This window comes from Streptomyces sp. NPDC096046, assembly GCF_040303285.1.
Taxonomy (GTDB): Bacteria; Actinomycetota; Actinomycetes; order Streptomycetales; family Streptomycetaceae; genus Streptomyces.
In genome coordinates this window covers 239710-260805 of the sequence record NZ_JBEOSZ010000004.1, presented here as the reverse complement: position 1 = coordinate 260805, position 21096 = coordinate 239710, and the positions used below count along the sequence as shown (strand labels likewise).

15 protein-coding genes and 1 pseudogene are annotated in these 21096 nt (G+C 69.1%); 11 read left to right on the top strand and 5 right to left on the bottom strand.

Annotated features, from left to right (window positions below):
* Positions 1 to 88: 88 nt before the first annotated feature.
* The 5 genes and pseudogenes from ABTX62_RS06035 to ABTX62_RS06015 all read left to right on the top strand — a co-directional run.
* The gene (locus ABTX62_RS06035) at positions 89 to 1627 is read left to right on the top strand and encodes a sugar ABC transporter ATP-binding protein (protein ID WP_352115033.1); all 1539 of its coding nucleotides are present in this window, start codon (positions 89 to 91) and stop codon (positions 1625 to 1627) included.
* On the top strand, positions 1624 to 2718 hold the full coding sequence (locus tag ABTX62_RS06030) for an ABC transporter permease (protein WP_352115032.1): 1095 nt from the start codon (positions 1624 to 1626) through the stop codon (positions 2716 to 2718). The genes ABTX62_RS06035 and ABTX62_RS06030 overlap by 4 nt, the downstream gene beginning before the upstream one ends.
* Positions 2715 to 3737, top strand: coding sequence for a galactofuranose ABC transporter, permease protein YjfF (gene yjfF / locus ABTX62_RS06025; RefSeq protein ID WP_352115031.1), 1023 nt, complete (start codon positions 2715 to 2717; stop codon positions 3735 to 3737). Before ABTX62_RS06030 ends, yjfF begins: the two co-directional genes overlap by 4 nt.
* Positions 3738 to 4647: 910 nt before the next feature.
* The gene (locus tag ABTX62_RS06020; RefSeq protein WP_352115030.1) at positions 4648 to 5142 is read left to right on the top strand and encodes a hypothetical protein; all 495 of its coding nucleotides are present in this window, start codon (positions 4648 to 4650) and stop codon (positions 5140 to 5142) included.
* 77 nt (positions 5143 to 5219) lie between these two features.
* A pseudogene (locus ABTX62_RS06015) lies at positions 5220 to 5434 on the top strand (response regulator transcription factor); the annotation flags it as partial.
* A 98-nt stretch (positions 5435 to 5532) separates the two neighbouring features.
* Here ABTX62_RS06015 and ABTX62_RS06010 read toward each other — a convergent pair.
* Positions 5533 to 6981 (bottom strand): family 43 glycosylhydrolase, encoded by a 1449-nt coding sequence (locus ABTX62_RS06010; RefSeq protein WP_352115029.1) that lies wholly within the window; start codon positions 6979 to 6981, stop codon positions 5533 to 5535.
* A gap of 20 nt (positions 6982 to 7001) precedes the next feature.
* On the bottom strand, positions 7002 to 8495 hold the full coding sequence (locus ABTX62_RS06005) for a family 43 glycosylhydrolase (protein WP_352115042.1): 1494 nt from the start codon (positions 8493 to 8495) through the stop codon (positions 7002 to 7004).
* A gap of 507 nt (positions 8496 to 9002) precedes the next feature.
* On the opposite strand from ABTX62_RS06005, the gene ABTX62_RS06000 reads away from it, so the two are divergent.
* A complete protein-coding gene (locus ABTX62_RS06000) occupies positions 9003 to 14234 on the top strand; it encodes a family 43 glycosylhydrolase (protein ID WP_352115028.1) in 5232 nt (1743 codons plus the stop codon).
* Between the two features lie 339 nt (positions 14235 to 14573).
* Here the strand turns inward: ABTX62_RS06000 and ABTX62_RS05995 are convergent, their stop codons facing one another.
* Positions 14574 to 14837, bottom strand: a complete 264-nt coding sequence (locus ABTX62_RS05995; protein ID WP_352115027.1) for a putative sulfate exporter family transporter — start codon at positions 14835 to 14837, stop codon at positions 14574 to 14576.
* A 109-nt stretch (positions 14838 to 14946) separates the two neighbouring features.
* Between ABTX62_RS05995 and ABTX62_RS05990 the strand changes: the two genes are divergently transcribed.
* The 5 genes from ABTX62_RS05990 (at position 14947) to ABTX62_RS05970 (ending at position 19983) form a co-directional block, all read left to right on the top strand.
* Positions 14947 to 15516: a hypothetical protein gene (locus tag ABTX62_RS05990; RefSeq protein WP_352115026.1), complete on the top strand. Its 570-nt coding sequence runs from the start codon at positions 14947 to 14949 to the stop codon at positions 15514 to 15516.
* A 434-nt stretch (positions 15517 to 15950) separates the two neighbouring features.
* Positions 15951 to 16808, top strand: coding sequence for a MerR family transcriptional regulator (locus ABTX62_RS05985; RefSeq protein ID WP_352115025.1), 858 nt, complete (start codon positions 15951 to 15953; stop codon positions 16806 to 16808).
* Between the two features lie 305 nt (positions 16809 to 17113).
* Entirely contained in the window at positions 17114 to 17857 is a 744-nt protein-coding gene (locus ABTX62_RS05980) for an FHA domain-containing protein (protein WP_352115024.1), read from the top strand.
* Positions 17854 to 19248: a protein kinase domain-containing protein gene (locus ABTX62_RS05975; protein WP_352115023.1), complete on the top strand. Its 1395-nt coding sequence runs from the start codon at positions 17854 to 17856 to the stop codon at positions 19246 to 19248. The genes ABTX62_RS05980 and ABTX62_RS05975 overlap by 4 nt, the downstream gene beginning before the upstream one ends.
* Positions 19249 to 19368: 120 nt before the next feature.
* On the top strand, positions 19369 to 19983 hold the full coding sequence (locus ABTX62_RS05970) for a M23 family metallopeptidase (RefSeq protein WP_352115022.1): 615 nt from the start codon (positions 19369 to 19371) through the stop codon (positions 19981 to 19983).
* 277 nt (positions 19984 to 20260) lie between these two features.
* Here ABTX62_RS05970 and ABTX62_RS05965 read toward each other — a convergent pair whose 3' ends face one another.
* Together ABTX62_RS05965 and ABTX62_RS05960 are read right to left on the bottom strand one after the other, a co-directional pair.
* Positions 20261 to 20773: a GNAT family N-acetyltransferase gene (locus tag ABTX62_RS05965; protein WP_352115021.1), complete on the bottom strand. Its 513-nt coding sequence runs from the start codon at positions 20771 to 20773 to the stop codon at positions 20261 to 20263.
* 97 nt (positions 20774 to 20870) lie between these two features.
* A complete protein-coding gene (locus ABTX62_RS05960; protein WP_283970772.1) occupies positions 20871 to 21074 on the bottom strand; it encodes an MbtH family protein in 204 nt (67 codons plus the stop codon).
* Positions 21075 to 21096 lie beyond the last annotated feature (22 nt).

The following is a 21096-nucleotide window of genomic DNA, read 5'->3' as shown; positions in this document are numbered from 1 at the left end:
CCACCGGCAGGGAGCCTCCGGCCGACCGAGAACCTTCGGTCGAGGTGGCTCCCCGCGGGCCTGAACCCATTTCATGAGGAGCGCTGCCATGGCAGAGCCACGGCCCGTCCTGGAGATGACGGGCATTGTCAAAGAGTTCTCGGGGCTGAGGGCTCTGTCGGGCGTCGACTTCCGGCTCTTCCCCGGCGAAATCCACGCCCTGATGGGCGAGAACGGCGCCGGGAAGTCGACGCTGATCAAGGTGCTGACGGGCGTCCATCCCCTGGACGGCGGCGCTGTCACCCTCGACGGGAGGTCGGTACGGTTCGGCAGCCCGCTGCAGGCGCAGCAGGCCGGCATCAGCACCGTCTACCAGGAGGTCAACCTCTGCCCCAACCTGTCGGTGGCGGAGAACATCTTCATCGGACGCGAACCCACCCGCGCGGGGCGCATCCAGTGGAAGCGGATGCGCAAGGAGGCGGCGGAGCTGGTCGACCGGCTTGGACTCGACATCGACGTGACCGCGCCGCTGTCCGCGTATCCGCTGGCCGTCCAGCAACTCGTCGCCATCGTTCGGTCGGTGGGCGCCGGCGACCTCGACGGCCAGCGATCCGGCACCAAGGTCCTCGTGCTCGACGAGCCGACCTCCAGTCTCGACCGCGACGAGGTCCTCGAACTCTTCCGTCTGATGCGGCAGTTGCGGGACGAGGGCGTCGCCATCCTGTTCGTGTCACACTTCCTCGACCAGATCTACGAGGTCTGCGACCGGATGACCATCCTGCGTAACGGCACCCTGGTCGGCGAGCACCTGGTCCGCGACCTCGACCAGGTGGGACTGATCGAGCTGATGATCGGCAAGGCCCTGGACCAGCTCGAGGAGCTGCACGAGCACCAGATGCGCTCCGGGGTCGGCGAGACACTGGTCAAGGCCGAAGGGCTCGGCCGCAGCGGCGGGATCGCCCCCTTCGACCTGGAGCTCAAGAAAGGCGAGGTCCTCGGACTCGCCGGCCTGCTGGGATCCGGCCGCACCGAACTGGCCCGGCTGCTGTTCGGCGCCGACCAGCCGGACAGCGGCAAGGTGTCCATCGACGGCAGGCAGGTGGCGATGAGCGCCCCGAACGACGCCATCGGCGCCGGAGTCGCGTTCTGCTCGGAGAACCGCAAGACCGAGGGGCTCGTCCCCGACCTGACCGTGCGCGAGAACATCATTCTCGCCCTCCAGGCGGCCCGCGGCTGGACCCGGCCCATCCCCGCCTCCCAGCGCGACGAACTCGTCGCCAAGTACATCGAGGCGCTGGACATCCGCCCCGCCGATCCTGAAGCCCGGGTAGGCCGGCTCAGCGGCGGCAACCAGCAGAAGGTGCTCCTCGCCCGATGGCTGATCACCCGGCCGAAGCTGCTGATCCTGGACGAGCCCACGCGCGGCATCGACATCGGCGCGAAGGCGGAGATCCAGAAACTGGTGGTGTCCCTCTCCGAGGACGGCATGTCCGTGCTGTACATCGCGGCCGAACTGGAAGAGGTCCTCCGGCTCAGCCACACCATCGGAGTGCTCCGCGACCGCCGGCTGGTGGCGCGGCTCAGCAACGGGCCCGAGATCACCTCCAGCAAGATCCTCGAGACCATCGCGAGCGGAGAACACCAGTGACCATCCCCTCGAGATGGCGAGCACTGACGCGCCACCACCTGTTCTGGCCGGTCGCGGTGCTGGTCGTGCTGCTGCTCGTCAACATCCCCTTCACCCCTGACTTCTTCTCGATCAGGATGGCGGACGGCCACCTCTACGGAAGCCTCGTCTCGATCGTGCTGTTCGGCTCGCCGCTGATCCTGGTGGCGGTCGGTATGACCCTGGTCATCGCGACCGGCGGCATCGACCTCTCCGTCGGCGCGGTCGTCGCCATCACCGGGGCCCTGGCCTGTTCGTACATCAGCGACCAGGCGGACCAGAACGCCCTGTCCGGGGTGCTGCTCGCGATGGGCCTCGGCCTGATCGCCGCGGTCGTGTGCGGCCTGTGGAACGGCTTCCTGGTCGCCAGGATGGGCATTCAGCCGATCATCGCCACGCTGATCATCATGGTCGCCGGGCGCGGCGTCGCCCAGCTGATCACGGACGGCCAGATCATCACCATCAACAGCGGCCCGTACAAGCTGGTCGGCGGCGGCTACTGGCTGACGCTGCCCTTCTCGATCTTCGTGGTGGCAGCGGTCGTGACCGTCACCGTGGCGCTGACCCGCCGCACGGCGCTCGGCCTCCTGGTCGAGTCGGTCGGCGGCAACGCCGAGGCCAGTCGCCTGATCGGCATCAGGTCCACCCGTATCAAGGTCATGGTCTACACGTTCTGCGCGCTGTGCGCGGGCATCGCGGGCCTGATGATCAGCTCCAACACCTCGGCCGCCGACGGCAACAACGCCGGCCTGTGGATCGAGCTCGACGCGATCCTCGCCGTGGTGATCGGCGGCACCTCACTGCTCGGCGGCCGGTTCTCCGTCGGCGGCACGGTGATCGGCGCCCTCGTCATCCAGACCCTGACCACCACGATCTACACCATCGGCGTGCCGACCCAGACCAACCTGGTGTTCAAGGCCGCCGTCGTCATCGTCGTCTGCCTGCTGCAGTCCCCGAAGTTCCGGGCCAAGGTCTTCGGCGCGAAGGGCCGGAAGGGCCTGCCCCGGGACGCCGCCCCGGCGCAGCCCGCTCCGGCAGCCGCCACCGCCCCCGAGATGGAGGTGTCGCGATGAGCGCGACCGCCCAGTCCCCCAAGGCGGATGCGCGCGGCACCGCCGCCCGCGCCGCGCGCCTGCTCGGCGACCAGCGGCTCCCCGTCGCGGTCACGGCCGCCCTGTTCCTCGCCATGTACATCGGCGGCCTCAGCCGGTACCAGAACTACGGGTTCGCCGAACCCCAGGTGTTCCTCAACCTCTTCATCGACAACGGCTATCTGCTGGTGGCCGCCATAGGTGCCACCTTCGTCATCCTCTCCGGCGGCATCGACCTGTCCGTCGGCTCGATGATCGGCTTCACCACCATGTTCACGGCATGGCTGGTCGAACGCCAAGGGCTGCCGCTGCTCCTGGTGGTCCCCTTGGCCCTGGCGGTAGGCGCCTTCGGTGGCTTCCTGATGGGCTACGTCATCCACAACTTCGAGATCCAGCCCTTCATCGTCACCCTCGCCGGGCTCTTCCTCTTCCGCGGCCTGTGCCTGGTCATCAGCAAGGAGTCGATCTCCATCAGCGACGCCTCGGTGGGCAGCCTGGCCCAGACACGGGTGCCGCTGGGCGTGGGGGACCTGTCGCTGGGCGCCGTCGTGGCCTTGGTGGTCCTCGCGGTCGCCTACTACGTCCTGCACCACACCCGCTTCGGACGCCGGGTGTACGCCGTCGGCGGCAACGAGCAGTCGGCGCTCCTCATGGGGCTTCCGCTGGGCGGCACGAAGATCGCTGTCTACACGGTGAGCGGCTTCTGCTCGGCCCTGGCCGGCCTGCTGTTCATGCTGTACATCCAGTCCGGCGACCCGCTGCACGCCGTCGGCATGGAACTCGACGCCATCGCCGCGGTGGTCATCGGCGGCACTCTGCTGACCGGCGGCTCCGGCTACGTGCTGGGCACCCTTTTCGGCGTGCTCGTCCTCGGCCTGATCAAGAGCATCATCACGTTCGAGGGCACACTCAGCTCCTGGTGGACCAAGATCGCCACCGGTGTGCTGCTGTGCGCCTTCATCCTCATCCAGCGCACCATGACGTCACGCCGGAGGACCTGACCAGCAGGGACACGGCTGCATACACCGCCGCGCCTTCACGGGCCGGCGGTGTCCCCGCCCCTGCTCCCCACGGTTTCCAGTACTCACGATCGGACCGGTGACCGTGGGCGGTGTTGCTCCCCGAGCACGGGAACCGCGGGTCACGGTGTAGGTCCCGGGCGGTAGGTGTGGCGAGAGCGCGGCTCATCGGGCGTACGCGTTCATTGCATGTCCCTTTCTTTCAGTGGTCCCACCATCGTCGGAGCTCTGGTTGCCGGTTCCGTTCGCGCAGTCCCCTGCCCCGACGGGCGCACGGGTCGCGCCGACGCCGACATCGAGCGTGGAGCCGTCGGACGGGTTCACCGTCATCCAGCCGTTCGACGTGGTGGTAGCCGGAGCGGCGATCCTGCCGGAGGCCACGCGATTCGCGGTACGCACGGCCCCCGCCCCGTCGTCGCTTCCTTCCCGGCGACGCAGCCGGTCACCACCACGGCCACGGACACGGTCGCACCGAACAAGAACACCTGGACAGACGACGAGCCCCTGCGGGTGGCTTCGTCCACCCGGGCGAAGGGCAGCGCCGCGACCACGGCGCACGCCGCCGCCGAGCATCCAGCGGCTCAGCGCGTTGAGCCCGTTCGCCGAGTGGAAGCCCTCGGCCGGGGCATGCGGGCGAGCAGCACCGCCGGGGCCGAGGCACCGGCACTGACCGCACCGGACACGACGGCTCCGGCCCTCGCACCCGCCAGGAGGCGTCACGCACCAGGGCCGGACCCATGGCCGGCGCACCCGGCAAAGCCGCCCACAGTTGCGACACCGCGGCCGTACTTCCTGGCCAGCCGGGTCAAGGCACATCTCGGCCCGGCCACCGGGCAGACGTCGTGGGACGGTGTCACCGTTCTTCCGCCAACGGCACGGAGATGAGATCGACATGGGCGACGGCGTGCCCACACCGCCGGCCCCGAGCCCCATGGACGGCGTCCCGGACCACAACCCCGCCGCCCCCACCCGCACCTCCGACCCGGAAGACGTCGCTGCCCTGTACCGGCAGTTGCGCGAAGCGTTCGAAGACGGCAAGAACGAACCCGGCGCCGCCGACTTCCACTACGGCGGATGCGAGATGCCCCGCCACGACACCACCGGCACCATCAAGGGCGAAGCCGCTTGCTGTGTGGGTACTGGCTGCTGGCCGGCTACGGCTGCGCGCCTCTCACGCCTTCACCTGGCTCCTTGCCGCCATGAGCGTGACCGTGCTGCTCCTGAGGTTGCCGCACTGGCCGCACTGGCCGCACTGGCCGCACGGCTTCCCGCTGCGGGACACTTCGCTCGGTTCATCAAGACCAGCGACCACGCGGACCGGTTCGGATTCGGTCGGGAGCCCGACAGGCGTGCCGCCCCTTCCTGGGCATGGGACGACCTGGAGTGACCCGATCAAGGCGACAGACCAAAGCATCCGCGTGCCTGCGGGGCACCCGGGACAACTGGTGCCTCACCATCCGCGACCGACTGACCACCCTCACCACTCGGGAACGCGAGGTGATGTCCCTGGCCGCCGAGGGGCACTCCAACGACGAGATCGCGGAGAAGCTCTATGTCGGCCCCCTGACCGTACGCGCCCACATCCAACGCGCGACGACCGAACTCGGTGCCCGGGACAGGGCCCAGTGGTGGTGATGGCGTACCAGTCGGGTCTGGTCCAGGTCGTGCCGCCGGAATGAGCAGTGCACCGTGCCCTGGTGGGCACGGTGCACGGGCGCCGCTCGGTCTACGTGGACCCCTGCTCCCCTACTCCTGGGAGAAAGTCGCGTCTGCTCCTTCACTCCTTGTAGAAGGTCGCGTCCTGCCGGTCGAGGGTCGTGCTGATCGGCTGGGTGTAGAACAGGTTGTTGAAGTGCCGGATGTAGCGGCCGGGGAAGTTGTACGACTCGTACGAGACGCCGGCCGCGGTATCGGCGAGACCCGCCCGCTGGTAGAACGAGGCGTCGGCGTCGAACAGGGCCGTGCCGTCGTCCTTCTCCACCCACATCTCGTTGTTCTTGTGACGGAGGTAGTAGCCGGGGAAGTTCGCCGACTCCAGCGAGACCGTGCCGCTGCCGGCGAGGCCGGTGACGATCCGGAACTGCGAGTCGGCGAGGTTGGTGACGTCGGCCTCCAGCTTCGCGCGGTACTCCCAGTGGCGGAGGAACTTGCCCGGGAAGTTGTACGAGGAGAGACGGACCGGAGTCACCCCGTCGGCCACCGGGATGCCGAAGTTGGGAGTGCCGTCGGCGTTCCAGTACAGCTTCTGGTAACGGGTGCGGCGGTTGGGGTCGTTGAGCGGGTCGCCGCTGATGTCCTTGTAGTTGCGGTCGTGGTAGACGAGGACGTCCGACTTGCCGTCCTCGGAGACCGTGAAGGTGTTGTGGCCGGGGCCGTACTGGCCGGTGGCGGCGTTGCTCTTGAAGACCGGGGTGGAGGTCTTCGCCCAGGACGCCGGGTTCATCAGGTCGGCGGTGGCGGAGGCGGTCAGCAGACCGAGGCAGTAGTTGGCGTCGGTGGCGCTGGCCGAGTAGGCCATGAACACCTTGCCGTTCTTCTGGATGACGGCTGGGCCCTCGTTGACGCGGTGGCCGACGGTCTCCCAGGAGTACTGGGGCTTGGAGATCATCACCGGGCTGCCGCTGATGGTCCAGGGGTTGGACATCTTCGCCAGGTACAGGTTGGTGCCGGTGCCGACCGCCGGGTCGTTCTGCGCCCAGCTGAGGTAGCGGGTGCCGTTGTGGGTGAAGGTCGTGGCGTCCAGCGAGAACGTGTCGAGCGGCAGGGCGATGCGGCCCTTCTCGGTCCAGGTGCCGGTCAGCGGGTTGGCCGCGCTGGACTCCAGGACGTACGGGCGGATCTTCCAGATGTCGTTGGAGGCGCCGGCCGCGAAGTACACGTACCACTTGCCGTCGATGAAGTGGATCTCCGGCGCCCAGATGTGGGCTCCCATGTCACCGCTGGCGTGCTTGGTCCAGATGGTGGTTTCCGCGGCCGTGGCCAGGCCCTGGAGAGTGGTGGCCCGACGCATGACGATCTTGTCGTACGCGGGGACGGTGGCGGTGAAGTAGTAGAAGCCGTCGGTGTGCTTGAAGATGTGCGGGTCGGCCCGCTGCTCGGCTATCGGGTTGGTGAAGGTGACGGCCGGGGACGCGGGGGCCGCGGCCTGGGCTGGGGTGGTCACCGTGGTGAGCACGGCGAACGCGGCCGCCGCGGCCACCAGGACCCGTCTGGCGAGGTGTCTCATGTTGTTACGGCCCTTCGGGATCAGGCGGTGGTGGGAACGAGGCGCCACTGCTGGCAGTTGTTGTTCAGCCAGGACCACTGGCGGACGTCGGCGCCGTTGACCGTGCCGCAGTCGGCGACGTCCATGACCTTGCTGGTGGAGGCGTTGACGATACGGACGTAGTCGCCGCCGAGGTAGACCAGGCGGAACTTCTGGCAGTTGTTGTTCAGCCAGGACCACTGCCGGATGTCGGTGCCGTCGGCGGAGCCGCACCCCGCGAGGTCGGCGACCTTGCCCGTGGCGACGTTGACGAGGCGGCTGGTGTCGTCGGCCATGTCCTCGATCCGCCACTTCTGGTTGGCGCCGCCATTGCAGCTCCACTGGAAGATGTCGGTTCCGTCGGCGGTGTTGCCACCGTTGACGTCGAGGCACTTGCCGCTGTTGCGGTTGACGACGGTGTACGCGGTCGGGGTCGTCGCGGTCTCACCGGCCGGGCCGGCCGTCGTCGTACCCGTGGCGACCGGAGTGCCGAAGTTCGGTGTGCCGTCCGCGTTCCAGGTGAACTTCTGCGCGCGGGTCGTCCGGGCGTTGCCGCAGCCACCGTTGGCGGCGCTGTTGGCGTGGTAGACGATCCAGTTCTCGGTGCCGTCGGGGGACCTGAAGAAGCCGTTGTGGCCGGGGCCGTAGACGCTCGCCGCGTCGTTGCGCTGGAAGACCGGCGTCTGCTTCTTCGTCCAGGAGGCGGGGCTCAGTGGGTCGCTGCCGGTGAGCTCCAACTGGCCCAGCTTGTAGTCGGCGGTGCCGCAGTGGCTCGCGGAGTAGGACAGGAAGGTGCGGCCGTCGCGGTACAGCGGCTCCGGGCCCTCGTTGACCGGCCCGCCCTGGGTCTCCCAGCTCAGCGTGGGGCTGGAGATGATCGTGAAGGGGCCGCTGAGCGTGTACGGGTTGCTCATCGGGGCGATGACCAGGCTCTGCGTACTGCCGTTGATCTTGCCGCTGCCCACCAGGTAGAGCTTGTCGTCGTGCTTGAGGACGGTGGCGTCGATCAGCCAGCCCTGCGCAGCGGTCGGGCCGGGGGTGAGGCTGGCGTCGGTGAGGATGTTCTTGTAGGTGTACGTGCCCATCGGGTCGGTGCCGGAGCTTTCCAGCACGTGCGTGCGCTGGGTGTCACAGCAGGCGGCGCCGGACTGTGCGGCCGAGTAGTACAGGTACCACTTGCCGTCGAGGAAGTGGATCTCGGGCGCCCAGATGTTGGCGTTGCGCCCGGCGGTGGTGTCCGACCAGACCTCCACGCTGGGGGCGGTGCTCAGGCCACCGAGGGTGGGGGACTTCCGGATGAGCAGCTTGTTGGTGAACGTGGTCGTCACCAGGTAGTAGTTGCCGTCGTAGTACTCCAGCCAGGGGTCGGCGCCCTTCTGGGACTTGATCGGGTTGGTGAACGGCTTGCCGTCGGCCGCGACGGCGGACTGCGCGGTGTGGACGGTCTGCACGGACAGGAGCGAGGCAGAGAGGGCCAGCAGGGCCGCCGCCGACATCAGACTGCGGCGGGGCGTGGACCAGCGACGGGCGCGGGTGGGAAACACGACAAGTCCCTTCCGGGAGAGCGGCTCGTTGCCGGGCCTCTTGACCTGCCCGTGCGTTCGAAATCGCGAACACTGTGCGTAACTTCGGCCAGAAGGTAAAGCTGAGGTGGCAGGGACGTCAATGGATTCGACAGGCTTTTGTCGTGCGGAGTAGGCGCGGGGTTGCGGGTCGTGAGCGAAGAGGCAACAGGGACATGACCCCCTGCGTCCACGTCACGGACGCGCGAGAAGGTCGGCGAGCGGCTGACCTGACTCGAGTGCCGGACGAATGTGTTCGACCTGCCGGACATTGTTCGGAACCTATTGACGCTGCCCCGTGAGTCGACTGAGACTCTCGCAACACACGGTACCCGCGTGTAACGGCACGTCCACGGGAGGGACTTGCCGTCGCCTCGTCGGCTCTTCGTTCTGCGTTCCGCCTTGTCCGTCGTCAACCATGCCTCAGCAGGGAACCTCCATATGACGCACGTCGCACGACTTCGCAGCCGCGCGAGACGTCGGGCGGGCCATCTCGCCGGACTGACCGCCGCGTCGATGCTGCTCGTCCTCGCCGGACCCACCGCTCCCGCACAGGCGGCGGAGGCGGCACCGGCGGCCGCAGCCGAGGACATCACCGACGGCCTGGCCCTGTGGTACAAGCTCGGCGCAGCCTCCGGCAGTACCGTGACCGACGCCTCCGGCAACAGCCGGAACGGCACAGTCAGCGGTACCGCCGACTGGTCGGCGTCCGGTCAGGGGCTCGCCTTCAACGGATCCGACACCTACATCAAGGTGCCGGACGACATCATGAAGGGCATGGACTCGATCACCGTCTCCATGGACGTGATGATCGACTCCACTCAGAGCACGCCCTACTTCCTCTACGGCTTCGGCAACACCAGCGCGGGCAACGGCAACGGCTACCTGTTCACCACCGGGAACTCCTTCCGCACCTCCCTCGCGACGGGCAACTGGTCGACCGAACAGACCACCAAGCCGTCCGACTCCCACCATCTGACCCGCGGGGTGTGGAAGCACGTCACCTACGCCCAGACCGGCTCCACGGGTGTGCTCTACGAGGACGGCGTCGAGGTCGGCCGCAACACCTCGGTGACCACCACGCCCGGCGCCATCGGCTCCGGCACCACCAAGGCCAACTACATCGGCAAGTCCGTCTACGACGGCGACAAGCTCTTCAAGGGCCGGATACGCGACTTCCGTGTCTACGACCGGGCACTGGACGGTACGGAGGTCGAGCAGCTCTCCCTCCCCGTCGCCACGCAGGGTGTCGCCGACGACGAGGAAGCCCTGAGCCTCGGCGACACCAGCGGCATCACCTCCGACCTGGACCTGCCGAAGACCGGCACGGCCGGTGGCTCTTCCATCAGCTGGGACAGTGACAACCCGTCCGTGGTGTCCGACAGCGGCAAGGTGACCCGCCCCGAGGCCGGCTCAGCGGACGGCCGCGCCACGCTCACGGCGACCCTGAGGAAGGGCACCGTGACCGGAACCAAGACCTTCGACGTCACGGTCCGGCCCGCGCTCGACGACGCCGCCACCACCCGGCAGGCGGCCGAGGCGCTCACGGTGCACAATCTCGACGACGCACGCGGCAACCTCACCCTGCCCAGGAGCGGCGCCTTCGGCACGGCCGTGACCTGGTCCTCCGCGAAACCGGACGTCGTCTCCGCCGACGGCGAGGTGCACCGCCCCGCGCACGGCGACGGCGCCACCACCGTCGAGCTGACCGCCACCGTCGCCAAGGGCGAGGCCGAGGCCACTCGTGTCATGACGGCCAAGGTGCCCGAACTGCCCGCCGAGGCGGCCCTCAAGGGCTACATGTTCAGCTACTTCACCGGCGAGGGCACCTCGGACGGCGAACAGCTCTACGCCGCCCTCAGCAAGGGCAACGACCCGCTGCACTGGCGTGAACTGAACGACGGCAAACCGGTCCTCACCTCCACCCTCGGCGAGAAGGGCCTGCGCGACCCGTTCATCATCCGCTCCCCGGAGGGCGACAAGTTCTACCAGATCGCCACCGATCTGAGGATCTACGGCAACGGCGACTGGGACGCCTCCCAGCGCACCGGCAGCAAGTCCATCATGGTCTGGGAGTCCACCGACCTGGTGCACTGGACGAACCAGCGCCTGGTCAGGGTGTCACCCGACAGCGCCGGCAACACCTGGGCGCCGGAGGCGTTCTACGACGCCGAGCGCGGCGAGTACGTCGTCTTCTGGGCGTCGAAGCTGTATGACAACGCCGACCACTCCGGCAGCACGTACAACCGCATGATGTACGCCACCACCCGCGACTTCCACACCTTCAGCGAGCCCAAGGTCTGGATCGACCGCGGCTACTCGGTCATCGACTCCACGATGATCCGCCACGACGGCACGTACTACCGCCTCTCCAAGGACGAGCGGAACAACACCTCGTCCACCCCCAACAGCAAGTTCATCTTCCAGGAGAAGAGCGACTCGATCCTGGACCCGTCCTGGACCCCGGTCGCCGAGGGCATCGGCAAGGGCGCGATGAACGCCGCCGAGGGACCGCTGGTCTTCAAGTCCAACACCGAGGAGAAGTGGTACGCGTTCCTCGACGAGTTCGGCGGCCGCGGCTACATCCCCTTCGAGACGACCGACCTCGACTCCGGCACCTGGACCCCCTCCACCGGCTACGACCTGCCCGCCAAGCCCCGCCACGGCACCGTGCTGCCGGTCACCCAGGCCGAGTACGACCGGCTGCTGGGCGCGTACCAGCCCGACCAGCTCGTGAAAAGCGTCGAGGACGTGTCGGTGAAGACGCGGGTCGGCGAAGCCCCGGTCCTGCCGGCCACGGTCGTCGCCGAGTACGCCGACGGCGTCAGGCGTCCGGTGTCCGTCGGCTGGGCGGACGTACCGGCGTCGTCGTACGCACAACCGGGCGCCTTCACCGTGACCGGCAGCCTGCCGAACGGCGTCGCGATTCCGGTCCGGGCCGAGGTCACCGTGTCGGCGGAGGGCTCCGACGTCCCGGTGGACCTGCTCCTGCGCTACGACTTCGACGAGACGAGCGGCAGCATCGCCCGTGACGCGAGCGGGCACGGCCACCACGGCACCTACGTCCGCACCCCCGACTTCGGCAGCGGCGTACACGGTGGCTCGTTCAAGATGTCCGGCGGTTCCAGCAGCTCCACCACCTCTCCGTACGTGAAGATCCCGAACGGCGTGCTGAAGAACGCCGACAGCGTGACCGTTTCGACGTACGCCAAGTGGAAGGGCGGCGACGCCTTCCAGTGGCTGTTCGGGCTGGGCCCCGACAGCGACAAGTACCTCTTCGCCACTCCGTCCAACGGCGGCTCCAAGCTGTACTCGGCGATCACGAAGGCCGGTTGGCAGGCGGAGTCCAAGGTGACGGCCGGTTCGCAGCTCACGCCGGGGCAGTGGCGGCACGTCACCGTGACCCTCGACGGCTCGACCGGCACGATGGTCCTGTACGTCGAAGGCTTCGAGGCGGCCCGCGCGACCGGTGTCGGCATCAAGCCGTCCGACCTGTACGACGCGGACAAGGACCACAGCGGCTATATCGGCAGGTCGCTGTACGGGGCGGACCCCTACTTCGGCGGCGAGGTCGACGACTTCCGCGTCTACGGCCGGGCGCTGACCTCCGCGGAGGTCCAGGAGCTCAGCGGCAACACGACGGGCATCGCGAAGGTGACCCACCCGGCGCTGAAGGCCGACGCACTGATCGACGACGCCGGCAGCCGGATCACCCTGCCGCTGAAGGCGGGCACGGACATCACCGCGCTGGCACCGGAGTTCGGTCTCGCCCATGGTGCCTCGATCAGCCCCGCCTCCGGCAGCGTGCGGGACTTCACCAAGCCGGTGACGTACGAGGTGACCGGCTCCGACGGCGCGCAGCGCACCTGGACCGTGTCGGCACTGATCATGAAGACACCGGTCCTGCCGGGGCTGAACGCCGACCCGCACATCGTGCGCTTCGGCGACACCTTCTACCTCTACCCGACGACCGACGGCTTCGAGGGCTGGAGCGGCACGCGGTTCAAGGCCTACTCGTCCACGGACCTGGTCCACTGGAAGGACCACGGCGTCATCCTCGACCTGGGACCGGACGTCAGCTGGGCCGACAGCAGGGCATGGGCGCCGGCGATGACCGAGAAGGACGGGAAGTACTACTTCTACTTCTGCGCCGACGCGAACATCGGCGTCGCCGTCTCCGACTCGCCCACCGGACCGTTCAAGGACGCCCTGGGCAAGCCGCTGCTGAAGGCCGGTGACTTCCGCGGCCAGATGATCGACCCGGCGGTCTTCACCGACGACGACGGCCAGAAGTACCTCTACTGGGGCAACGGCCGCGCCTACGTCGTCCCGCTGGGCGACGACATGACCTCGATCGGCACCTCGAAGGTCACGGACATCACCCCGAGCGGCTACAACGAGGGCGCCTTCGTCATCAAGCGCGAGGGCACCTACTACTTCATGTGGTCGGAGAACGACACCCGGGACGAGAACTACCGCGTCGCCTACGCGACCGGCGCCTCGCCCACCGGGCCGTGGACCAAGCGGGGCGTGATCCTGGAGAAGGACCTGTCCCTGGGCATCAAGGGCCCGGGCCACCACTCCGTCGTCCACGTCCCGAACACCGGCGACTGGTACATCGCCTACCACCGGTTCGCCATCCCCGGCGGTGACGGCACCCACCGCGAAACCACCATCGACAAGCTGGAGTTCGACTCCGGTGGCCTGATCGAGAAGGTCGTCCCGACCCTGGGCGGCATCGACCCGGTCACCGTCGTCCACGCCGGGCCGGACACCACCGGCACCGAGGGCGAGGCGATCAGACTCGCCGGCACCGTCTCCGGGGCCGGCACCCCCAAGTGGACCGTCCAGGACGGCGCCCCGTGCGCCGTCAAGGACCCCGCGGCGGCCCGCACGACCCTCACCTGCACCGACGACGGCACCTTCCAGGCCACCCTGACCGGCGGACGCGGCACCGACACCGCGACCGTCAAGGTCTCCAACGCCGCCCCGTCGATCACCTCCGCCGAGGGCCCCGGCTCGCCCGTCTCGGTGGGCAAGTCCGCCGTGGTGACGGCCTCCTTCGACGACCCCGGCACGGCCGACAGCCAGACCTGCGAGGTCGACTGGAAGGACGGCAGCCGGCCGGCGACCGGCACGGTCACCGACTCCGGCTGCCGCGCCGCCCACGTCTACCGGGACGCGGGCATCCACCGCCCGGTCGTCACGGTCACCGACGATGACGAGGGCACGGACACCACCACGCTCGCGGAGCTGATCGTCTACGACCGTGCCGCCGGGCCCGCGTCCGGCGTCGGCGTGATCACCTCACCGGCCGGTGCCTACCCCGCCGAGCCGGGGCTGACCGGCAAAGCGGCGTTCACCCTGAGCGCCCAGTACCGGAAGGGAGCCGCCGTCCCCACCGGCAAGGCCACGTTCGTCTTCGGCTCCGCCCGGCTCGCCTTCCGCTCGACCGGCTCCGACTGGCTCGTGGTGAACGGCTCCCAGGGCGTCTACCAGGGCAGTGGCACGGTGGGCGGCAAGAGCGGCTACGCCTTCAGGGTCACCGCCACCGACGGCCCGGACACCTTCCACATCAAGATCTGGAAGAGGTCCACCGGCGATGTCCTCTACGACAACAAGACCGGCGCCAGGACGAAGGGCGTCGTCGCCATCGGACACCAGCGGCGTTAGGGGGTGTCCTCGAAGATCACCGGCCGGTGGGTCGTGGAGGCTGGATGCCGCGCCATGACGCACCGGCCGCGGGTCGGGGGCGGCGCACGTGGCCCACGCGTTCTCAGGCTCCGGCGACGGGCCTCGAACGGTCCCAGCCGTTGTTCATCGGCGGGAAGCGGAACCGGACGTGCGGACCCGGTCGGTGCCGGGCGCGGAGCCGGCCGGTGATCGACTGGAGACCTACACCGGTCGCCCCGACGCGGCCCAGAGGATCGCACCCAGCAGGAGCGGCCGCGGACGCACCTCCCGCAGCTTGGAGAACAATCGCCAGACCGATCCCCGACAGGGCCACAGTGATCAGGCCGCGCTCTCGTCCTGCCGGGCGTCCCGGTCTCGCCGCCCGAAGGACCGCCACGGCACCAGGGCCACGCAGCTCGGCACGATCATGACACCGCGGGTCGGTTCGACCACCACCGCATACCGCCCGGCCCCGGAACCGTGGCTGTAGGAGGTCGCGACGACCGAGGACGTGTCGTTGATCGCGATACCGCTCCACAGCCCGAACGCCTCCTGCCCGGAGACGATGCGGCGGTCCCGAAACAGCTTTTTGCACCGTTTCACCCCTCCGGCCCACCGTGCTGGCGGGGAATACGCAGTCCGGCGAGGGTGGGGTGGGCTTCGCCATCCACGTAGGCCGAGCCCTGCCGACCGACCCCGAGGGAGTTTCGCCATGTCTGAACGCAACACCGTCATCCGCAGCCTGCACGATCTTGGTCTGGCCGCCTGGTTCGGGGGCTCACTGATGGGGGCGGTCGGCCTCAACGGTGCGGCCCAGGACGAAGGCGGCGTGGAGGCCGGACGTGACCGGATCTCTTCCTCGGGCTGGGCGAAGTGGGCGCCGGTCAACGCAGCCGCGGTCGGAGCACACCTGTTCGGCGGCGGCGGGCTGCTCGCCGTGAACGCGCACCGTGTCGCCACACAACAGGGCGTAGGCGCCTCCACCGCCGCCAAGACCGTCGTCACCGCCGCGGCTCTGGCCGCCACCGCCTACGCCCGCATCCTGGGCAAAAAGGTGGAGTTGGCCTCGTCCACCGACCACGGCGACGCCGAACAGGCGGAGAAGCACCCGATCGACCTGGACAAGGCCCGGCGGCACCTGGCCGCCACACAGTGGGCGGTACCGGCCCTGACCGGATGCCTGGTCGTGCTCAACGCCCTGCACGGCGAACAGCAGCGTCCGGTCGAACAGGTCCCCGGCATGTGGGAGCGGGCCCGTTCCGCGGCCCACCTGATGTCGTAGAGCCTCGCTGGAGGTGACCGTCAGCCAGAGCGACCGCATGCGCCCGGCACTTCGAGGAACACCACCGGATCGCGGTCGCTGTAGCACTGCCCAAAGGTCGAGCCCGACCGCGAAAGCCGCGCGGCCGAACCCGCGTGCGCACCAAAGCCGACGGCTTGATGGGCCTGCGCAGCGAACCGGCGAGGAGAACGTGCTGCGCCGTTCGCCACCGTGAGATGTCCGCCGATCGACGCGAGGGGCACGGCCGGAGACCCCACGGCCGGGCCGGCGACCCGGCAGGTGCTCATCCGGGGGGGTCTTCTCTGCCCGTGCGGCGATCCGTACGACACTTGATGGCGTGGGAGCGCTGGGCGCCTACGGCGGCCGGGCTTGCATGTGCCGTAACGGCATGTGGTCCAGTGGACGGCGAGCACGACATTGAGAGGTTCCCTCGCATGCCCCTTCCTGCCATTCCCCGCCGGGTCAAGATCGGCGATGCCGCCGCGTTCGCCGGGACCACACCCCGCGCCATTCGCCACTACCACGCCATCGGGCTCCTCGCCGAACCGGAGCGCGGAAGCGACGACCGCCGCCGCTACGGATACGACGACATGATCCGCCTGCTGTGGATCCGCAAGATGGCTGATGCGGGTATCTCCCTGGACGACATCCGGGACGGCTTTGAGGGCGCCACCGGCATCGAGCAGTCCCTGGCCCGGCTGGAGGAGTCCCTCGCCTCCAAGGCGGCCGCCATCGAATCCCAGCGGGCCGCCGTGCACCGCCTCCGCGAGGTGGGCAGCCCCCTTGGCCTGCTCTCACCGCTGGTCAGTGGCCGCCTGCGTGATCTGCCGCCCGGAGCCCTGCGCCCGGCCGATCTCGATACTCTTCTGGTCACGGAGCGTGTGTTCGGCCCCCTGGGCGCTGCCGTCCAGGCCAACCGGTTCATCGTCCTGGCCACCCGCCCCGAGCTGCGGTCCGAGGAAGACCGCCTGACCGAGGCCGAGGCGGCCCTGGACGACACCATGTCCCCCGACGACCCCCGCGTCGAAGATCTGGCCGCCCAGCGGTGTACTCATGAGACCGCCTTGGGAGCCACCATCGACAGATCCGGCCTGGACGAGGACCTCGACGACCTCCTGGACCAGGAAGACGAGCACGCCGGCGAGGAGGAAGGCGAGGCGAGGACGAGCACGATGGAGGCCATCGTCAAGATGCCGTACGACTTCTCCCCGGCCCGCATCCGGTACGAGGAACGTCTCATCGAACTGCTTCACTCGGTCGACCAGGACGGCGACATCCCACGGCCCCGCTGACGGGCGTCGGCGCTCGGGGCGAGCCCGGCAAGAGCAGCCCGGATCGGACCTGCACGAACGTACCCACGGTGCCCCCGGCAGCCGTTGGGCACGGTGCGAAGAGAGCGGAAGAACACGCCGAGGGCACCTGCCCGCTCGTCCACCAGTGCCGTCTGCCGCTGTCCACGCGCACCGTCAACCACCTCGCCGGTCTGCTGCGGCGCCGCCTGAAGGCAAGAAGTGACACGCCGACTTTGCCATCCCTTGGGGCATCCGCACTCGCCCTCCTACCCTGGACGTAGTTTCTTCAGGGGGAGGCAGCCGTCATGCACAGCATCATTGTCGTGCCCATGTTGAGCACAGGCCCGGACGATCACATCCACCTCGACCCCTGCGAGTCCCTGACCTTCGGCCGTTCCGCACGACCATCCGGTCCGCACCTGGTCATCCCGCACGAGGGCGTCTCCAGAGAGGCCGGGGAGATCACGGCCGCCGGCGCCTACTGGAGGCTCAGCAACCTGAGCGGCGCACAGACGTACGTGGTCGAGAACCCGGAAGGCGCCGGCGAGCACATCAAGGTCCCACCCGGCCGGCTCGACGCCCCGGTGCCCTTCGAGTTCTCGCGGGTGGTCCTGCCGGCCGGCAGCGAACTGCTGAGCTTCGACGTCTGGGCCCCTCGCCACGACTATCTCGACCCCACCGGCCCCAGAGGCGGGGCCCCCACCGCGTCCGCCTTCCCACTCGACCGCGGCAAGCGGTACTTTCAGGTGCTGGTCGCCCTGTGCGCCGGACGCCTGAGCGGTGATCCGCACGCCCCCGTGCCCACCGCCGAGGAACTCGTCGAACGACTGCGCCCGTTGTGGCCGTCGGTCTCGCGTGCGTCGGTGGCGTGGAACATCGACTACCTGGCGGTCAAGCTGCGGCTGAAACCGGCTCCGGACTCCGCGCCGGGCGGTGGCCCGCGCCTCAACGGCAAGAAGGCGAGTCTGGTCTCCCTGGCCCTGCGCTTCGACCTGGTGCGTGAGGCCGACCTGGCCCTGCTCGGCGGAGAAGCGGAGGCCTTGCGGTGAGCCAGGAGTCGTGGCCGTACGCCGTCCAGGTCCCGCGGGGTTACCGCGTCGGCGCCTGGGACATACGCGAACCCATCGCGTCCGGGGCCTTCGGCAGCGTGTACGCCGCCCGCCGGGCCGAACCCGCCGAGGGTCTGCCGGCCGAAGCCGCGCTGAAGTTCCTGCCCACGGGGACCCAGACTCCGCGCCGACTACGCCACCTGCGGGAACTCGCCGAGCGGGAGACGGAGTTACTGCGCAGGCTGCAGCGCCCACGCCTGATCCGCATGTACGAGACCCTGACCGTGGACGACCCTTCCCGTCCCGGGCTCGACGGCGCCACCGTCCTCGTGCTGGAACGGGCCGAGGGCTCCCTCGACCAGTTGCTCGACCAGCTGACGACCCGGTTCCGGGGCCGGGGAGACACCCCGGCGGACCGCGCCGTCGCCGTCCCCGGAGGGCCGTCCCTGGTCGCCCAGATCTGCGAGGGGGTGGCCCATCTCCACCACGCGGGCTGGGTGCACGGCGACCTCAAGCCCGCCAACGTGCTGCTGATGGCGGACGGTTCGGTCCGCCTCGCCGACTTCAACATGGCCGCCGAACTGGAAGGCACCCACGCCTACTCCCCCGCCTTCTCCACCCCCGACTACACCCCGCCGGAACTGCTGTGGGCCGAGGTCGGCGAACGCGGCCATCAGACCCGTCCCACCGCCGACATCTGGGCCTTCGGCGTCCTGGCCCACCTGGTACTCACCGGCGGCCTGCCGTTTCCCGGAGCGAACCCGGCGGCTCGCCGGGAAGCGGTTCAGCGTTACGCCAAGGGCCGTGAGGAGCTTCGCCTCTCACCCGAACTGCCGGATGCCTGGCGGCAGATCGTCGCCGACTGCCTCGCCCCCACGCACGCCGACCGCGCCCCGCACTCCGCGCAGTCCCTGCTCCGCCGGGTCGAGGCCGCGGCCGGGGCGGCCCGTTCCCCACGGCTGCCCCGGCTGAAGCCGAGGCGCGGCCCGCACCCCGCCGTCCTCGGCTCGCTGGCCGCGGTCACAGTGGTGTCGCTGGCCGCAGCCGGCCTCCTCGCCCTGCGCGAACCCGCACCCCAGGGGTACGCGCGCTGCGATCGGGGCGACGTCTGCTTCTTCACCGAGCCGGGCGGACAGGGCGAGATGTGCGCCTGGTACGAGTACGACGACGACTGGATCGGCGGCATCGTCACCTGCGACTGGGCGAAGACCACGAAACCGAGGTCGGCCTTCAACAACGGCTACACGGAGGATCCGCACGACGACGTCCGCCTCTTCCGCGAACCGGGAAGGAAGGCGCCGTTCGGCTGCATCCAGTCTCTCCAGAAGGTCGACTTCCCCGACCCCGGTGGTCTGGTGATCCGCTCCCACGAGTGGGTGCCCGCCTGCTGAACCGGGGGCCGTCAGGGCGGTCGCCCTGCAACGTTCGAGGTACCGCTTTCGCGGCTGCGGCCGAATACTTGACGCGTCCGGAGCCAAGAGCGACACATGCACGATAACGGGGAGACACGGATGAACACTTCACACCCGGTCCGGCACCGCAAGGGGGCCGTGGGGCTCGCGGCCGGCGCGCTCGCCCTCTCGTTCGGCCTCGAGTCCGCCGGCACCGCCACGGCGGCACCGGTCTCGGCCCGGATCGACGTGGTCCCGGCTGCCAAGCCGAAGTTCCAGATGCCGTTCGCCTGCGACACCCACTGGCGGCTCGACGCGTACGGCAGTGCCCACGACCCGGCCCTGGACATCGTGGTCAAGGGCAACACGGGCTCGTCGGGCAAGGCGGTGTACCCGGGCTACAAGGGCAAGGTGGCCCGCACCCTCTGGGACCGGGGCGCCGGCAACGTCATCATCATCGAGCACGGCAGCGGCTGGTACACGGCGTACTACCACCTCAAGGACAAGCACGACAGGTACGTGCAGAAGGGCGACCAGGTCACCGCGAAAACGAAGATCGGCCGCATCGGCGCCACCGGCGGGAACAGCGGCGACTGGGCGCACCTGCACTATGAACAGCGCTACAAGACGAACGGCGTCCCGACGGAAGCCGACCGCAAGCCCGTGCACTTCAACGGCAAGAAGTACACGGGGACGGGGAACACGTGGAGGGACGTCGTCAGCAAGAACTGCTGACGGGTTCCCGGAAGAGTGCGGCCACCTCGACGGCCCGCCGGTCAACACCCGGCGGGCCGCCGGCGGTTCGTGGCGACCCCACGCCGCCGGAAATGCTCCGCTTTCCCGGTTCATGCATGCGAACATGATCTCGATTCCCATGACGTGGAGGAAGGCTTCACTTCCCACGGCGGACTCACCTCGTCCCGCACCGTTTCCCCGGCAGCCCTTGTCCGTCACCCTTCTCACGACACCTGATCGCAGCGCCTCAAAAGCGTACTGAGACACCCGACCTGGGTCATTCGGCTTCCGGTGCCGTGATCACCATCAGCCTGGTCACCTTCCCGTCGTCGCCGGTCACGTCCCGCACGTGCCGGAAGCCCAGGCGGCGGCACATGGCCAGACTGGCGGCGTTGTCGGCTCCGACCATGCCGTAGGCCTCCTTCAACCCGAGGTTGTCGGTGGCGTGGCGCAGCAGGCCGCGGACCACTTCTGTGCCGAGGCCGCGGCCCCAGTAGGGGGGTGCGAGGGCGGCGATCAGCTCGTGTCCGTCGACGTTTCCGGTCTTCTTGACCTCCGCGTGCCCGGCGTAGACGTCCTCGTGCCAAATCCCCCACACGTCGAACAGGCGTTGAGGGTAGACGTCCGTCAGGATGGTGCGGAACAACGTGCGGATGTCCGCCTCGGGCACGCGTTCCTGACCCATCCAGCGACAGACCTCCTCGTCGCGCAGCAGGGCCACGAAGGCGTCCTCGTCCTCGGGGCGATAGGGGCGGAAGGTGAGTCGTTCGGTGCGCAGGGCCGGTGTCATGAGGCTCCTCGGGAAGGTGTACAGGCGGGCGGATCGGGGCGCGCTCCTGGAAAGGCGCGCGCCCCGGCCCGGTCCCGCGTGACTTGGCGCGAGCGCGTCAGGCTTCGGCGTTCTTCATGTGCTCACGCAGGCTGCGCGGGCGCATGTCGGTCCACACCTCGTCGACGTAGGCGGAGCACTCGGCCTCCGTGCCCTCCTTGCCGACGGGCTGCCAGCCGGCGGGCACCTCGATGTCGGCGGGCCACAGCGAGTACTGCTCCTCGTCGTTGCGCAGCACCTGGTAGCGGGTGTTCTCGTCCATGTCTGTCGGGCTCGCTCTCTGT

Bases quoted from the DNA above. Each gene is read 5' to 3' on its own strand.
- ABTX62_RS06035 (WP_352115033.1), top strand. From the start codon at position 89: ATGGCAGAGCCACGGCCCGTCCTGGAGATGACGGGCATTGTCAAAGAG.
- yjfF (WP_352115031.1), top strand. From the start codon at position 2,715: ATGAGCGCGACCGCCCAGTCCCCCAAGGCGGATGCGCGCGGCACCGCC.
- ABTX62_RS06020 (WP_352115030.1), top strand. From the start codon at position 4,648: ATGGGCGACGGCGTGCCCACACCGCCGGCCCCGAGCCCCATGGACGGC.
- ABTX62_RS06010 (WP_352115029.1), bottom strand. From the start codon at position 6,981: ATGAGACACCTCGCCAGACGGGTCCTGGTGGCCGCGGCGGCCGCGTTC.
- ABTX62_RS06005 (WP_352115042.1), bottom strand. From the start codon at position 8,495: ATGTCGGCGGCGGCCCTGCTGGCCCTCTCTGCCTCGCTCCTGTCCGTG.
- ABTX62_RS06000 (WP_352115028.1), top strand. From the start codon at position 9,003: ATGACGCACGTCGCACGACTTCGCAGCCGCGCGAGACGTCGGGCGGGC.
- ABTX62_RS05990 (WP_352115026.1), top strand. From the start codon at position 14,947: ATGTCTGAACGCAACACCGTCATCCGCAGCCTGCACGATCTTGGTCTG.
- ABTX62_RS05985 (WP_352115025.1), top strand. From the start codon at position 15,951: ATGCCCCTTCCTGCCATTCCCCGCCGGGTCAAGATCGGCGATGCCGCC.
- ABTX62_RS05980 (WP_352115024.1), top strand. From the start codon at position 17,114: ATGCACAGCATCATTGTCGTGCCCATGTTGAGCACAGGCCCGGACGAT.
- ABTX62_RS05970 (WP_352115022.1), top strand. From the start codon at position 19,369: ATGAACACTTCACACCCGGTCCGGCACCGCAAGGGGGCCGTGGGGCTC.
- ABTX62_RS05965 (WP_352115021.1), bottom strand. From the start codon at position 20,773: ATGACACCGGCCCTGCGCACCGAACGACTCACCTTCCGCCCCTATCGC.
- ABTX62_RS05960 (WP_283970772.1), bottom strand. From the start codon at position 21,074: ATGGACGAGAACACCCGCTACCAGGTGCTGCGCAACGACGAGGAGCAG.